8 protein-coding genes are annotated in these 16,681 nt (G+C 33.1%); 1 reads left to right on the top strand and 7 read right to left on the bottom strand.

Annotated elements, in window-relative coordinates; all coding sequences use genetic code 11:
• Positions 1-32: 32 nt before the first annotated feature.
• The 5 genes from RC62_RS15960 to RC62_RS15980 all read right to left on the bottom strand — a co-directional run bounded on the left by RC62_RS15960 (position 33) and on the right by RC62_RS15980 (position 10,222).
• Complete coding sequence (locus RC62_RS15960; RefSeq protein ID WP_055096989.1) at positions 33-2,300, bottom strand: glycoside hydrolase family 3 N-terminal domain-containing protein; 2,268 nt, start codon at positions 2,298-2,300, stop codon at positions 33-35.
• 37 nt (positions 2,301-2,337) lie between these two features.
• Positions 2,338-3,798: a glycoside hydrolase family 30 protein gene (locus tag RC62_RS15965; RefSeq protein ID WP_055096990.1), complete on the bottom strand. Its 1,461-nt coding sequence runs from the start codon at positions 3,796-3,798 to the stop codon at positions 2,338-2,340.
• Between the two features lie 69 nt (positions 3,799-3,867).
• A complete protein-coding gene (locus tag RC62_RS15970; protein ID WP_055096992.1) occupies positions 3,868-5,328 on the bottom strand; it encodes a glycoside hydrolase family 30 protein in 1,461 nt (486 codons plus the stop codon).
• Between the two features lie 202 nt (positions 5,329-5,530).
• Entirely contained in the window at positions 5,531-7,072 is a 1,542-nt protein-coding gene (locus RC62_RS15975) for a RagB/SusD family nutrient uptake outer membrane protein (RefSeq protein ID WP_055096994.1), read from the bottom strand.
• Positions 7,073-7,090: 18 nt separating this feature from the next.
• The gene (locus RC62_RS15980) at positions 7,091-10,222 is read right to left on the bottom strand and encodes a SusC/RagA family TonB-linked outer membrane protein (RefSeq protein ID WP_055096996.1); all 3,132 of its coding nucleotides are present in this window, start codon (positions 10,220-10,222) and stop codon (positions 7,091-7,093) included.
• Between the two features lie 343 nt (positions 10,223-10,565).
• Here RC62_RS15980 and RC62_RS15985 point away from each other — a divergent pair, with 343 nt between their 5' ends.
• Positions 10,566-13,445 carry a triple tyrosine motif-containing protein gene (locus tag RC62_RS15985; protein WP_055096997.1) on the top strand — a complete coding sequence of 960 codons (2,880 nt, stop codon included), beginning with the start codon at positions 10,566-10,568 and terminating at the stop codon, positions 13,443-13,445.
• Positions 13,446-13,506: 61 nt separating this feature from the next.
• Here RC62_RS15985 and RC62_RS15990 read toward each other — a convergent pair whose 3' ends face one another.
• Together RC62_RS15990 and gldJ are read right to left on the bottom strand one after the other, a co-directional pair.
• Positions 13,507-14,793: a UDP-N-acetylmuramoyl-tripeptide--D-alanyl-D-alanine ligase gene (locus RC62_RS15990; protein ID WP_055096999.1), complete on the bottom strand. Its 1,287-nt coding sequence runs from the start codon at positions 14,791-14,793 to the stop codon at positions 13,507-13,509.
• A gap of 116 nt (positions 14,794-14,909) precedes the next feature.
• Complete coding sequence (gldJ, locus tag RC62_RS15995; protein ID WP_055097001.1) at positions 14,910-16,592, bottom strand: gliding motility lipoprotein GldJ; 1,683 nt, start codon at positions 16,590-16,592, stop codon at positions 14,910-14,912.
• Positions 16,593-16,681: the final 89 nt, after the last annotated feature.

A 16,681-nucleotide genomic window follows, 5' to 3' on the forward strand; every position in this document is an offset into this window, starting at 1 on the left:
CATCAAAACCTTGCAGAATCCTCATTTTGTTTCTACTTTAAAAAGAAATCCTTTTTTTGATTTCCTATCTGAATGGTAAAAGTTCCTTTTTCAGAAATCCATTTCAAATCTTCGTTTACAAATTGTAGATCTTTCTGGTTCAAAGTAAATTTTACTGTTTTTGTTTCTCCCGGATTCAGGCTTATTTTTTCGAATCTTTTCAGTGCTTTGAATTCCGGTGTAATACTGGCTACATTATCTGACAAATACAATAAAACGGCTTCTTTCCCTGCTTTTGACCCTGAGTTTTTAACCTCTACAGAAACATTTACTTCGTCTGTATTATTGATTTCAGATTTGTCAATTGTTAAATTTGAATAGACAAAAGTGGTGTATGATAATCCTGTCCCGAATTCGAATTGAGGAGAGTAACTTTTCTCGTATTTGGCATCATTATTTTGTTCATTTTCAGAAATACTTTCGGTATATTTTCTATTGTATTTCTCTAATGAATTAGGATATTTTGGGTAATTGTAAGGTAATCTTCCGCTTGGGTTTACATCTCCGTATAAGATATCTACCAATGCTCTTGCCCCTTCATTTCCGGGAAGATAACATTGAATAACAGCACTCATTTTATCTTCGAAATCACTGATCAATCTTGGTCTTCCTTCGTTTAAAACTAAAATAATCGGTTTGTTTAATTTTGATAAGGCCAAAGCTAATTTTATCTGAGACGGACTCATATACAGATTGCTGATATCTCCCGGAGTTTCTGTATAATTTTTTTCTCCTAAACACAAAACAATTTTAGACGCTGTTTTAGCTAATTCTACTGCTTTCTGAATTTCGGCTTCATCTTCTTTTTCAAGATCTGTACCTGGTGTATAAAGCACATTTTCTTTTCCTAATTTATTCTGGAAAGCTTCGAGTATTGTAAATTTATCAGCTGCATATGTATCTGAATTTTCACCTTGCCAGGTATATGACCAACCTCCGTTAAGGTATTTCATGCTATTAGCGGTTGCACCTGTAACTAATATTTTTTCGTTTTTATTTAATGGTAAAACAGAAGCGCTGTTTTTTAATAAAGTAATAGATTCTGCAGCTGTATTATAAGCTTCCTGAATATGCTCTGCTGATCCGAATTTCGGGTAATCTTTAAGATCTGCTACTGAATTTTGGAATAAATTCAATTCGTATTTCATTCTTAAAATCCTTGTAACAGCGTCATCTATTCTGGAAACTGGCACTTCGCCTTTTTTTACCAAATCAACTAAATCGGTATAAAAAGAAAATTCTTCAGGAACCATACTCATATCTATACCAGCCATCACCGCAATACGAACTGCATCACGTTTAGATTCAGCAACTTTATGTCTTGTATATAAGTAAATAATGTCTTTCCAGTCTGTCACTACTACGCCTTGAAAACCTAATTCTTTTTTAAGAATATCAGCAATCAAATGTTTACTTGCATGCACCGGAGTTCCGTTGATTTCTCCAGAACTTACCATAACACTTTTTGCACCTGCGTTTATTGCAGCCTGATAAATTGTTAGATCATATTGTCTTAAAAGTCTTTCCGGTATAATACTTGGTGTTCTGTCTTTTCCGGTAGTTGTGCTTCCATAACCTATGTAATGTTTCATACATGAGGCAACACTATATTTTGAACCTACATTGTTATTTCCTTCAAAACCATTTACTAAAGCAACAGCCATTCTTGAGGACAAATAGGCATCTTCTCCAAATGATTCCCACATTCTTGACCATGCCGGATTTCTTGGAAAATCTAAATCTGGAGAAAAAACCCAGGGAATTGAGGATGCTCTGGTTTCGTAGGCAGAAATTTCGGCTCCGCGTTTTACCAAGTCGGTATTAAATGTTGCCGCTAATCCTATTTGCTGTGGAAACAAAGTTGCTCCGGCAGTATAACTTGCGCCATGAATAGCATCTATCCCGTATAAAACCGGAATTTTAAGCCTTGATTTATTGGCTTCGTTCGAAATTGCTGTTAATGTTTCCTGCCATCTTTTTAATGTTGGCGCTCCGGGATTTGGCACATTCAGGATAGAACCAATATGATAATCCTGAACTCCCTGCTTTAGTTTGGCAGCATCAAAATATCCTGGTTTTGCAGGATCTTCAAATATAGTCACGGTAATCTGAGTCATCTGACCTACTTTTTCTTCAAGGGTCATTTTAGACAATAGCTCAGAAACTTTAGCATCAATATCTGATTTTTTATTTTTTGTTTCCTGACTCCATGCTGCTCCACAAATTAATAAAGCCAGCAATAGCAACTTCGTATTTTTCATTTTAATATTTTAAATTAATATTTCATTAATTAAATCTCTAATATTCCAGCGTTTGCATAGCATGAGCCGGTATTGTAATCGTTTTTGTTAGTGTATTCTTTTTGATGGTATAAACCACTTCTTTATCAGATGCATTCATTACAACGGTAACAATTTTGCCGTCGGTATTTTTAAACGAAGTGCTTAGCAAGCTTTTATCACTAAGAGTTGCTTCGATTCGTTTGGCATTTGGCCTGATAAATTTTGATAAATGACCTATATAGAAATACATTGGTGTGTATATCAATTCATCTTTTGAAGTGTTAGCATGAATTGGTGCAAAACAAAAATTACCCACATGATTTGGTCCTCCGTTTTGATCCAACAGGATATTCCAATCTGTCCATGCAACGGTTCCGTTATTAAAATCATTGATCATGTTAAGCCCGTAACGTTCTGCATTTCCCCAAAACTGAAATTTTGCAGCATCAAATTTTTCGATACAACCTTCAGTAAAAATCAAATTTTTGTTTGGGAAAGCTTTATGGACTTCCGCTACAGATTCGAATTTTGGTGTTCCTCCATTCCACGTTTCATACCAATGAAATCCAATTCCCCATGCGTATTTTGAAACTTGAGGATCTGAAAAAACCAGTTTGGCCCTTTCTATTAACATGTCTCCCCGATTATGGTCCCAAATAATTATTTTTTTTGAACCAAGATTTTCTTTTTCTAAAGTTGGCCCAAGAAAGTTTTTTAGAAAATCCTTTTCGGCTTCAGGCGTATAAATGCAGGATTCCCATCTTTGGCTTGCCATTGGCTCATTCTGAATGGTTAATCCCCAAACCGGAATTCCTTCTTTTTCATATGTTTTTATAAATTTTGCATAATAATTTGCCCAGGATTGAGCAAATTCAGGCAATAAAACGCCGCCATGCAAAATATCATTATTGTCTTTCATAAAAGCTGGGGGACTCCATGGGCTAACAAATAATGTTAATTTCCCGCCGGCAGTTTCAATTGCTTTTTTGATTAATGGAATTCTGTACTTTCTGTCGTGATCAATGTTAAAGGTTTTTAAATCTTTATCTCCTTCCTGAATATAGGTATAACTTTCGCTGCTAAAATCGCAACTATGAATATTGGTTCTCGCTAAAGAATACCCTATTCCTTTGCTTTTATCGTAATAAGCGGTTAGAAATTCTTGTTGCTTTTTTGGTGATAATTTGGCAAAAACCTCTGCACTTGCATCTGTAATTGCACCGCCAATTCCCAACAAAGTCTGAAATGTTTTTTTTGAATCTATGGTTATAGAAACAGTTGAATTTGTTTGTGGTGAAGTCGAGATTAAATCATTTGATAATGACAATCTTAAATTGGTGTTTTCAGCAGTAGTGTAAACATTAATTTTTGAATCCGATTTGGATTTAGCAATACCAGATTGTGCTGCAACCTTTGATAAACAACATAATTGCAGGATTAATATTGGAATTATTAAAATTTTATGGGTAGATTTCATCGTATTTTTTAAATGCTATTAAAAAATAAGGGCTAAATAAATAGCCCTTAACTACTAAAAAAAAATAAATTAATACACTAAGGTTTGTATTGCGTGTGCCGGTATTTTTACTACTGTTTTTTGAGTGGCAATTATTAAATTATAGGTAATATCATTATCTGTATGATTCATAACCACTGTAGACATTTTACCATCTGGATTCAAAAATGAAGTGCTTTGCAAATAACTTCTGCTTACCGCAGTGCTCACACGAACCGCATTTGGACGAATGAATTTGGAGAAATGTCCAATATAATAATACGATGGAGTATAAATTAATTCTCCCGTTGTGGTATCTGCATGTATTGGAGCAAAGCAAAAATTGCCAACATGATTTGGTCCTCCGTATTGGTCGAGAAGAATATTCCAATCTGTCCAGCCAACCGTTCCGTTATTAAAATCGTTGATCATTGATGTTCCATATCTTTCGGCATTTGGCCAAAATTGATATTTAGCAGCATCAAATCTTTCGACACAACCTTCTGTAAACATCAGTTTTTTGTCTGGATAAGCTTCGTGAACTCTGGCAACATTTTCAAACATTGGCTGTGCTCCTGTCCAGGTTTCATACCAGTGAAATCCTATTCCCCAAACATATTTTGAAGCTTCAGGGTCTGAGAAAATTACGTTTGCTCTTTGCACCATTAAATCACGATTGTGATCCCAGGCAATAATTTTGATTCTTTCAAGACCTTCTTTTTTAAGAGTTGGTCCAAGATAATTTTTCAGGAAATCTCTTTCGTCTTCGGCAGTATACAAACAAGATTCCCAGGTTTGTGTTGCCATTGGTTCATTTTGAACAGAGGTTCCCCAAATTGGTATTCCTTCTTTTTCGTAAGCTTTGATAAATTTGGCATAAAAATTTGCCCACGGCTGATAAAATTCAGGGAGCAATGTTCCGCCTTTAAGCACATTTTTATTGCTTTTCATAAAAGCGTTTGGCGACCATGGAGTTGCATAAGTAACTAATTTTCCTCCGGCTGTTTTTATAGCTTGTTTTATTAACGGAATACGATATTTTCTGTCATGTTCTATCGAAAATGTCTTTAGATCTTTATCGCCTTCTTCGATATAAGAATAACTCGCACTACTAAAATCTGAACTTTGAATTGTAGTTCTCAGTAATGTATATCCTATTCCTTTTTGGGTATCGTAATAAGCATTTAAAAATTCTTCTTGTTTTTCTTTTGAAAGTTTTGCGAAAATTTCGGCACTTGCATCCGTAACTGCACCACCAATTCCCATAAAAGTCTGGAATTTTTTTGATGGTTCAACAAAAACTGAAATCTCAGTTTCTACTGGTTGTTTAGATGCTGTAAAAGATAAATTATCTGTAGGGGTTAACCTTAATTTTGTATTATCAGCAGTGGTATACACTGTGATTTTTTTGTTATTTGTAGTAAATGCCTGTTGCTGTTTTTGATTTTTTTGCTGTGAAAAAACAGCTAGAGAAAAACATAAACAAGTAATGATAAAGCCGTTTTTTTTCATTGTATGTGTTTTAATAATTAAAACTTTTTTGCAAATCCATTCAAAATGATTAAAAAATAGCCCATAATCACAGTGAACATGGGCTATTTTGACAACCAAACTTAACTTAACTTAAACTTACTTTCGTATGTACTTGTTTAAAAGACTGAGATTTTCATCTCAGTCTTTTTATACAAATGCTAATTTTTTATTCTTATAGATATTAATTATATCCTTGGTTTTGAACCATTTTAGTATTATTAAATTCACTGTAAGGAATTGGGAAGGCTTCATTTTTATTAGCAGCAAATCCTTTGAAAGCAAGTTTAGTTGCTGCCTGACCTGTTCTTACTAAGTCATACCAACGGTGTCCTTCTCCTGCAAGTTCTAATCTTCTTTCAGCATATATAGCAGCCAACGAAACTGGTACTGGTGACAGACCAACTCTCTTTCTTACTTGATCTAAAAGTTCCTGAGCTCTTGCTCCTGTTCCTCCTAAAGCTTCTGCTTCCATCAAATAAGTATCAGCCAAACGAATTACGTATGTATTAATACCAAAGTTCAGGAATGGGTTTGCAGCTTTAATATCTTCGTTAACAGGTGCATATTTTATAAAGTGAAATCCTGTTTCATTGTAACTGTCAGTATATTTTAAAAGTCCGTTTGGATCATCATTTCCACTTCCTCTTGCAGTACCAGCATCAAAAATAGTAGAGGCATAACGAGGATCACCTTTCATAGCAGCTTCCAGATCCTTAGTAACAACCATGAATCCCCAACCATTAATATAGTCCGGTAAACCGGCAGTAACTCCGGCTGCTTTTCTTGAATAATCTCTAATACCCATTAATTGAGCAGCAACGTTACCTTCATCATCACCATTTACTTCAAAATTACTCCAGTCAGCATTTGATTTATCTGAATAACTAATTTCAAGAATGGATTCTGAGTTAAACTCATGTTGTTTATCCCACAATTGACGAAAATCAGACATTAATTTATATCCAAAACTGCTTGTTTGTCCCGGAGTACCATTTACTAAAGCAAATTGTGCAGCAGCTTCAGTTTTTTTGTTATCATATAGATATGCTTTTCCTAAAAGTGCCGTTGCAGCACCTTTTGTCAAACGTCCTAATTCATTAACTGGTAATGTAATTGGCAAGTTTGGAATTGCTTCATTTAAATCTTTTTCGATTTGAGCATATACTTCCTCTGGCTTAGCCTGTAAAACTTCCGGAATTTCGTTTCTTCCCAGTGGTTTTAATATTAAAGGTACATTCTTAAACATTCTAACCAGATCAAGATAGTAGTAAGCACGTAAAGCTTTTACCTCTGCCATGAATCTTGCTTTTTTAGTCTCATCCATAGGGATTGCTGGAAGTTTTACGATCATGATATTACATCTGGAAACACCTTTATAATAATTTGCCCAGATTGCCGGTGGAATATTAGTTGGTGTTATAGAATAGTTTGACGCTACCTGAAGACCTGGCTGATCACCGGCTCCTCCTCCTCCTGCAAAGAAATCATCTGATGCAGAATTTAAGAATAATAACGGTGCGTTTTCCATCGCTCCGGCGTATTTACCCAATTTATCATAAGCAGCTACTAAACCGGAATAAGCTTCTGTTTCGTTTCTGTAAAAATTATCTTCAAGTACGACACCATCTCCTTTTACCTCTAACTTTTCATCGGTATCGCACGATGCAAGTGTCAATAACACTCCAAAAGCGATAAATGATTGTTTAAAACTTATAAGTTTCATAATATTTTATTTTTTTAATTAAAATTGCAAATTAACTCCTAACATGTACGATTTTGCCTGAGGATAAAAACCTCTGTCAACACCTTGTACATTGTTCATCCCAGCTGTTGTAGGTCCTCCAATTTCAGGATCAAATCCAGTATATTTTGTAATAGTGAATAAGTTCTCTCCAGTTAGGTAAAGTCTTACTTTCGTTAACGAAATACTGTCTATCCAATCTTGTGGAAATGAATATCCAACCTGAATTGTTTTGAATCTGAAGAAATCACCTTTTTCTAAATTGAAATTTGATGGATTGCTAAAGTTTTTGTTAGTATCATCTACAGTAACTCTAGGATAAGAATTTGTTGATCCCGGTCCTGTCCAACGACCTAATACTTCAGTCTGGTAATTTGCATTAGTAATATCAAGTCTTCTTAAACCTTGATAAATCATGTTTCCGCCTGCACCCTGACCAAAAACTAATAAGTCAAATCCTTTATAGTCTACGTTTAAAGTTAAACCGTAAGTAAATTTAGGTAATGAAGTTCCTAAGAAATCTCTATCGTTACCATCAATTTTACCGTCACCGTTTATGTCTTGCCAACGGAAATCTCCTGGTTTAGCATTTGGCTGAATTAATCCTCCTGAAGCATTTTTATATGCATTTACTTCATCAACACTCTGGAAAACTCCAGCTGTTTTAAATCCGTAGAATGAGTTATAAGCCTGACCAACCTGAGTTCTGTTAATTTCATAAGAAGTCGATTGTACTGTTTCATCACCTGCGATAAAATTCACTCCTTTATCTATATAAGTAATTTCATTTTTGATATAAGAGAAGTTTCCGTTTAATGAAAGGTTTAATGCTCCAATTTTTTTACGGTATCCTAACTCAACATCAATACCTTTATTTTGCATGTCAGCTAAGTTTGCATAAGTGTCTCCACTTGCTCCAACGAATCCAGGAATTGGCACTTTCATTAAGATACCAGATGTTTTTTTGTTGAATAAATCGATACTGAAATTAAAATCATGAAAAAGTGTACTTTCAAAACCAATGTTTACTTGTTTTGTTTCTTCCCATTTCAAATCAGGATTTGCAATTGCGTTTGGACTTTGTCCTGTAGCAGGAGTTCCGCCAATTGTATAATTTCTTTTATTTCCAATAGTAGAAAGGTATAAGAAATCCGGAGATGAATCATTTCCTGTAACTCCGTAACCTCCTCTAATTTTTAAGTTGTTTACAACATTATTTTCTTTCCAGAATCCTTCTTTAGAAGGTACCCATCCAAGAGATACAGAAGGGAATGTTCCGTATTTATTGTTAGGTCCAAATCTTGTAGAACCATCACGACGAAGAATACCTGTAAAAATGTATTTCTCTTTGTAATCATAGTTTAATCTTGAGAAAATAGACTCAACTCTATGCTCAACAGCTAATGAATTATAAGCATTAACAAATTTATCAGCAAGAGGAATATCTACGTTAAAAGAAGCCTCAGCATGTGTTGTTGCAGGAATTCCCTGGTAAGTAGCATCATTACCAGATGTAATGTTATCTACATAAGTACCTTTACCTAATAAAATACTGAAGTTGTGGTCTCCAAATTTTTTAGCATAGTTTAAAGTATTCTCCCAGTTCCAGCTAAATGATTTTTTGTAAGATCTGAATAATTCATTTTTATCTCTTTTTGTAGCTCCGTTTAAGAAGTATACCGGAGTAAAGTTATCAGAACCATAGTACGCTAATTTAGCACCCGCTGTAGATCTGAATTTTAAACCTGGCAAAATTTCAGCTTCAACAAAAATATTCCCAACAAAATTTTCAGAAAAATCATTATTTCCTAATCTTGTCTGAGTATATGCTAATGGGTTTGTGTTTTCCTGAGTTACAATAGTCGAAATACCATAGTAATTTCCATTTGCATCTTTAAGCGTATTTGGATTTGCATATATAGAACCTGGTCCGGTTTTAGAAGGATCAGTTTCAATCATTGGAGTCAATGGATCTAAGTTGATTGCTGATGCCAATGGCCCTCCAAATTCGTCATTTGTATTTCCGATACCAACAGTTTTTTCGTTAGAATATCCTAAAGTCTGACCAATTTTAATGTATTTTCCAATTTTATGATTAGAGTTTAATCGGATATTTTTTCTGTTGTAATTAGAAATATCAGTAGTAATAATACCTTCCTGATCAGTTAATCCAAAAGACATATAGAATGTAGAAACATCATTACCACCACTAAAACTTAATTCGTGAGAAATACGCTGTGCATGATTGTTAAAAATAGCATCCTGCCAATCTGTTCCTTTGCCATAATTAGTGTTCGTAGCAAAAGGTGCCGGCTTTCCACCATTTGTATAAGCCTCATTCATAATTGTTACATACTGAGAAGCATCTAACAAGTCTAATTTTTTTGCTGCCTGAGACGTTCCGGCATATCCTGTATAATTTACAGAAATTTTACCTGCTTTCCCTTTTTTAGTTGTTACCAAGATAACCCCAGCAGCAGCACGAGAACCATAAATAGCTCCAGAAGCACCATCTTTTAATACCTCGATAGATTCAATATCTGATTGATTCAAATATCCAATTCCACCGTTATCTACAACAACACCATCAACAACCCATAACGGATCATTATTGTTCAACGTAGTAAAACCACGAATACGTATTGTAGAAGCTGATCCAGGCTGACCTGCATTTGCAGCAATAGAAACTCCTGAAACTCTACCTTGTAAAGCTTGTTCTACTCTTGTTATAGGTAAACTTTCTAAGTCTTTTGCTTTTACACTTGATATTGCTCCTGTAACAACACTTTTCTTTTGAGTACCATATCCTACTACTACAACCTCATTTAATGATTGAGATTCAGGACGCAATTTAATTTCAAGTTTTGTTCTTCCGTTTACCGGTTCCTGAACAGTTACGTATCCTACAAAGCTAACAGTTAAAGTTCCGTTTGAAGGAACTGTAATTTGAAATTTTCCATCAAAGTCAGAAGCTGTCGCTTTACTTGTACCCTTAATTAAAATTGTTGCCCCAGGGACGGGTAATCCACTTTCATCATTAATTGTTCCGCTTACCGTAACATCCTGTGCCATTGCGATAACTGAAAACAGTAGAGACGAAATACAAAAAATAAGTAATTTTGTTAATTTCATTTTTCTAAAAATTTTGGTTAATTAATTAGTAATTTGATGCAATAATAAAGTTAAATTTTTACTATCAACAATAAAATTTCATTACAAAAACACATCAAAGCTTATTTTAATACGCTACAAAAACACATCAAATTATTTTTAAATTATTGATTTTTAATATTTTAAATGAAATAATATATTGTTATAAAAATGTTAAGTAAAAAAATAAACACTACATTTATAAAATAATAACATTTTCATGATATATTCAAAATAATTCTGTGAAAAGGCAAGATTGCAAATAAATAATTAAAAAATAAAACTCTTTATAAAACATTTCTAATAAAAATACATTATAAATTTTATGAAATTCATAAATACATTTTTTACACTAATTATAATTATTTTCTTACATAGTATTGGTATTGCTCAGGTAAAAGATATAGGTTTGCCTGGAATTAAAAATTATAAAAGAGCTGATTACCGCGGTGGGACTCAAAATTGGAGTATAGATCAGGATAGAAAAGGCAATATGTATTTTGCAAATAATAATGGCCTGATACAATTTGATGGCTCAAGCTGGCATAAATTTTCTCTTCCTACTCAAACCGAAATAAGAAGTTTAAAAATAGATGCTGCAGGGAAAATTTTTGTGGGAGGAAATAATGAATTTGGTTATTTTCAGAATGATGAAAAAGGCAATTTAAAATATCATTCTCTTTCTGATTTAGTCGAAAAAAAAGACAAACAAAACATAAACCTGATTTGGAGAATACACATCTTTAATGGTGAGGTAATTTTTCAATCCTTCACAAAAGTATTCTTCTTAAAAAATAACAAACTAAGAGTTATAAATGCCCCAACAAAATTTCAGTTTTCATTTTTGGTAAACAATCATCTTTATTTCCAGGACAAATCATTGGGTATTCTTGAGTACAAAAATCAAAAATTAAAACAAATAGAAGGAACAACTGTATTTAATGACAAAGAAATCTGGTCCGTATTTCCTTTACCAAACAATAAAATGTTACTGGCAACCTTAGAAAAAGGATTATTTATATCCGATGGCAAATCTGTTCAGCCCTGGGAAACGGAAGCCAATGCTTTTATCAAAAAAAACACATCACTTGGGGGTTCTATAATAAAAGGAAGGTTTATTGTACTTAACTCTGTTTTAGACGGTGTTATAATTTGCGATTTAAAGGGAAAAATAATTCAACATTTAAATCGCCAAAAAGGACTTCAGAACAATACCATCTTAACATCCTTCATTGATAACAAAAACAATATTTGGTTAGGATTAGATAACGGTATCACTTTTATTAACGAAAATTCTCCTTTCTCCTATTTCGATTACAGTTATAATATAGGTACCGTATATGCTTCGACTATTTACAATGGAAATCTATATGTAGCTACAAATCAAGGATTATTTTATCATTCCTGGAATAATCCTTTTAAAGACAGTCCTTTTATAAGAGTAGAAGGAACGATTTCGCAAGCCTGGAATATTCAAGTTTTAAATAGAGTACTTATTTGCGCCAGTAATAGCGGAGCATTAGTTATTGATCAAAATAAAGTCTCTAAAAAACTCGATACAAAAGGATATTTTGGTTTTAAGAAGATACCCAATCATGATAACTATATTATAGGAGAAAGTTATAACGGATTTACTATTTTTAAAAAGACAGCTTCAGGATTTGAATATTCACATCAGGTTTCAGGATTTGACGAAACCACAAATACATTTTCGATAGAATTGGATGAAAACTATTTATGGCTAAAAAAAGATCCTTTTCTCTACCAGATGACTTTATCTGAAGATTTAAAGAAATTTGTCTATATCAAAAAACACAAAGACATCAATCCTTTATATCCCGGAATTGGGAGTCTTCAAAAGATAAATAATAAAGTTTATTTTCAGACAAAAAATCATTTCTACCGATTTTCTAAGGAGCAGGGAACTTTTTTTGAAGACAAAAAAATAACTGCACTTTTTAAGGACATTCCAACTATTAATACTTTAATAGAAGATTCTCAAGGTAGTTTATGGTATGCTTTTAATGAATCTTTGGGTGTTTTAACGAAGAATAAAAATGGAAATTTTATAAAAAAACAAGCTCCATTTTCTAACCTGTCCGGAAATCTGGTAAACAACTATATTTCTGTAAACACAATTGACCCTGAAAATATTTTTATCGGATTAACAGATGGACTGACTCATTATGATTCTAAAATTTCGAATACATTTATAACAAAACCTAAAGTATTTATAGAAAGTTTTTCGTTTCCGGGAGATACAATTTTAACGGGTAATATACCAGATAATGAGCAAATATACACAGTTCCTTACAGCTCGAATCATGTTAAATTTACCTTTTCTTCACCTACATATGAAAATCAGGAAAACGTAACATATTCATACAAATTAGAACCTTTTGAGGAGAATTGGCGCAGTTGGTCAGCACTTTCTATAAAAGAATATACCAACTTGCGAGAGGGCACTTATATCATGAAACTTAAGGCTAAAAATAGTTATGGTATAGAATCTGATGTCTCTGAAATTACTTTTATCGTTTCACCGCCATGGTACAGGCATTTTTTAGCTTATTTAGTTTATATCATTTTACTGATCACATCAGTTTACATCATTTCTAACCGAATTAAATTGAAAATTAGAAAAAACAGATATTATGAAACAATTGAGCAAAGAAGATTATATCTGGAAAAAGAATCAAAAATCAGACATGAACAACATGAACTTGAAAAAGAAATCGAGAAGTTAAAAAGCGATAAACTTCAAATAAAAATCCTGGCAAAAGACAAAGAATTAGTAAACAATTCATTACAGGTAGTTAAGAAAAATAAGATTCTAAACGGAATTATTCACAAACTAAAAGATATTGATACAAATATATTAGATGATTCGACCAAATTCGAATTCAATAAATTGCACAAAAGTATTGTAAAGGAGGTAAATACAGATAAAAGCTGGAAAGACTTAGAAAAACACATCAAGAACGTTCATTTTGAATTTCTAAAGAGATTAAAAGAAAAATATCCAACTATATCACCACGCGAACTGGATTTATCTACTTATTTATTAATGAATATGTCGACAAAAGAAATAGCCGAAATTATGAATATTTCAACCGGAGGTGTCGAGTTAGCGCGCTATCGTTTAAGAAAAAAACTAGGACTGAACAAGAAAGAAAATCTAATTGGTTTCTTAATGAGTATTTAAATAAAAACAAAGCCTTCCGGCGATTCGGAAGGCTTTGTTTTTATTTAAATACTCATTATTACTATTCAATAAATTCTAATGTTCGCTCCAGGGCCATTCCTCTTGAGCCTTTTACTAAAATTGTATTTTCATTAAAATGAATTGTTTTAAGATAAGCGACAAAAGCATCAAAAGTTTCAAAAAAATGAATATTATCTTTAACGATCTTATTGTCATAAAATGATTTACCTATAAGATAACACATCGATTTATCCTGATTTACTAAAGAATCAACAATTAATTTATGCTCCTGATGACTTTCATTTCCTAACTCAAACATATCACCCAAAATCATTATTTTATTCTGATTCTCAAGTTGAAGGAAATTTGTTATTGCAACTGCCATACTACTAGGATTAGCATTGTATGCATCCAGAATAATCTGATTTGAACCAATTCTTAACAATTGCGACCTGTTGTTCTCCGGTATATAATTTTCGATTGCTACTTTTATATCCTTTTCGTCTACTTTAAAATAATGTCCTATAGCAACTGCAGCATTAATATTATTAGCGTTGTATAAGCCTATTAAATGCGATTCTACACTAAAATTATCATAGTCGATTACAACAAAAGGGTTCGCTTTTATATTTTTGATATTTACATCAGCTGTCGCATTATTAACCCCAAAAGTAAAAGATTTAATACTTGTGGATTTTTCAATCTGTATTGGATCTTCTAAATTTACAAAGGCTACTTTATTATTCTTTGCCAGATATTGATACATCTCGCTTTTACCCTCGATTACCCCCTGAACACCGCCAAAACCTTCTAAATGTGCCTTTCCGAAATTGGTAATATAGCCATAATCCGGTTGGGCAATTTCACATAAAAATTCAATTTCTTTTTTGTGATTTGCTCCCATTTCAACAATACCTATTTCAGTTTCTTTGGTAAAAGACAGCAAAGTCAACGGAACTCCAATATGGTTGTTTAAATTACCTAAAGTAGCTTTGGTTTTGTATTTTTTAGATATTACTACATTGATTAATTCCTTTGTGGTCGTTTTGCCATTACTTCCAGTCAGGGCAATTATTGGCAGCTTTAGATAAGCGCGATGAAATTTTGCTAATTCCTGTAATGATTCTAAACTATTTTCAACAAGAATAGTTCTCTCGTCAATAGCATATGAAGCATCATCAATAATAACGAACAGAGCTCCTAATTCCAATGCTTTAGCAGCAAAAGTATTGGCGTCAAAATTATCGCCTTTAATCGCAAAAAACATAGAATCCTTTTCAATTTTTCTAGTATCTATTGAAACTGATTTGCACTGCAAAAACAAGTTATGAATGTCTTGAATATTCATTTATAAAAATTTTTATTGGTCATAAAAATAGAAAAAAACAATAAAAAAGTTCCAAATTCCATACTGAATATTCAGCTTTTGGAATTTGGAACTTTTTATATTAAAATTTCTAAGACTTAGTTTCTAGGCGATTTTCTTTTTTCAGCTTTTGCACCTACTCTTGACATTGCACATCTAAATCCGATATAATCTGTTGCCATATCTTGAGGGAAATATCTTCTTTGAGCTGGATCTAACCAGTAAGCTCTATCTCTCCAAGAACCACCTTTGTAAACTCTTACGTTATCATCGATAAACGTTGTACGTTTACTAGAGTTGTCATATTTTCTAACCATCTGACCTAAACTATCTGTTGTTACATTATGTTTAGGAGCATTATACATTGAATGATCCGCTTTAGATTCTGACTCGTCTCCAAAATCAAAATATTTAGATGATTGTTTATCACCATCTCTATAGTTGATGTTATCACTTGTACTGAAGTTTTGTCTCAAATAAGTTTCATTTTCATCAACTGGAACCTGAGCAATTTCTCCTGGTAAGTTTGTTGCAACTTTTTTACCGTTACTTAAGGTTTTGTATTGAATGTTATCTTTAGTGATAATTTCAATTTTACCATCTTTACCAATTTTGTTTTTAGCATATTGATTTCCTCTAAAGTAGTTAAAATCATTTGCTTCATTATCAATAATAGGTCTGTAAACATCGGCAACCCATTCGGCTACGTTTCCAGCCATATCGTATAATCCAAAATCATTAGGAGCATAGCTTTTTACAGCATTTGTAATATCTGCACCATCATCAGACCAACCTGCAATTCCACCGTAATCACCGTTTCCTTGTTTAAAGTTAGCCAATTGATCTCCTTTGTTTTTACGTTTAGATGAACGTGTATAATCTCCGGACCAAGGATATTTCTTTTGTCCTTTATATATATTGTATTCTCTTTGTCCAACATCTGCAGCTGCAGCATACTCCCATTCTGCTTCAGTAGGAAGTCTGTATTCTGGCAAGATAACCCCTGAAGAACGTTGTGCGTAAACATTTTTCTCTTCTGGCACTACACCATCTTTTCCAGCTTTTGGTTTTCTACCGTTAGGGTTTTTCTTTAACACAAGTTCTTCATTACCACCATAAGTAGTACTTGGAGAAGCAACATAAGCTTCTGTGTTAAACAAACTTTCAGCGCTAACGTCTTGTGTTTTAGCACCTTTTTTAAGGTAACCGTTTTTCTCTAAGACAGCTTCGTTTACACGATCAGTTCTCCATTTACTAAATTCAACTGCCTGAATCCAGTTTACACCTACTACAGGATAGTTGGCATAAGATGGGTGTCTTAAATAGTTATTAGTCATCGTTTCGTTATATCCTAAACGATTTCTCCATACAAGTGTATCCGGAGATGCACCTTCATAAATATTTTTGTAATTCTCTTCTGTTGGAGGGAAAACCTTCTTTAACCACTCCAGGTATTCTAAGTACATACCATTTGTAACTTCAGTTTCATCCATATAGAATGACTGAACGTGCTGTTGAGTAGGTGTGTTATTCCAATCGTGCATAACATCATCTTGTACTTTACCCATAGTAAATGTACCTCCCTCAACAAAAACTAAACCAGGACCAGCCTGTTGTTTTTTTCCTGCATTTCTGGCAGCAGTTCCATTCTGACTATCTACATCCCAACCAGTTGCTCTGGAAGCGTGACTGGAACTCGATTTTTTGCTACAACTAGCCGTGCCCAACATCAATACCATTGACATCATTAATTGCAAGACTACAATTTTGTTTACTTTCATACTCATTCTTAGGTGATAAATTTAGGTGCTGCAATATAATAATTAACATTTAATTAGCAACATCTGTTCTAATAATTTTATTTAGCTGT

The organism is Flavobacterium aquidurense (assembly GCF_001404985.1).
Taxonomy (GTDB): Bacteria; Bacteroidota; Bacteroidia; order Flavobacteriales; family Flavobacteriaceae; genus Flavobacterium; species Flavobacterium aquidurense_B.

Coding starts and splice junctions, on each gene's coding strand:
- gldJ (WP_055097001.1), bottom strand. CDS start 16,592: ATGAAAGTAAACAAAATTGTAGTCTTGCAATTAATGATGTCAATGGTA.
- RC62_RS15985 (WP_055096997.1), top strand. CDS start 10,566: ATGAAATTCATAAATACATTTTTTACACTAATTATAATTATTTTCTTA.
- RC62_RS15980 (WP_055096996.1), bottom strand. CDS start 10,222: ATGAAATTAACAAAATTACTTATTTTTTGTATTTCGTCTCTACTGTTT.
- RC62_RS15975 (WP_055096994.1), bottom strand. CDS start 7,072: ATGAAACTTATAAGTTTTAAACAATCATTTATCGCTTTTGGAGTGTTA.
- RC62_RS15960 (WP_055096989.1), bottom strand. CDS start 2,300: ATGAAAAATACGAAGTTGCTATTGCTGGCTTTATTAATTTGTGGAGCA.
- RC62_RS15965 (WP_055096990.1), bottom strand. CDS start 3,798: ATGAAATCTACCCATAAAATTTTAATAATTCCAATATTAATCCTGCAA.
- RC62_RS15990 (WP_055096999.1), bottom strand. CDS start 14,793: ATGAATATTCAAGACATTCATAACTTGTTTTTGCAGTGCAAATCAGTT.
- RC62_RS15970 (WP_055096992.1), bottom strand. CDS start 5,328: ATGAAAAAAAACGGCTTTATCATTACTTGTTTATGTTTTTCTCTAGCT.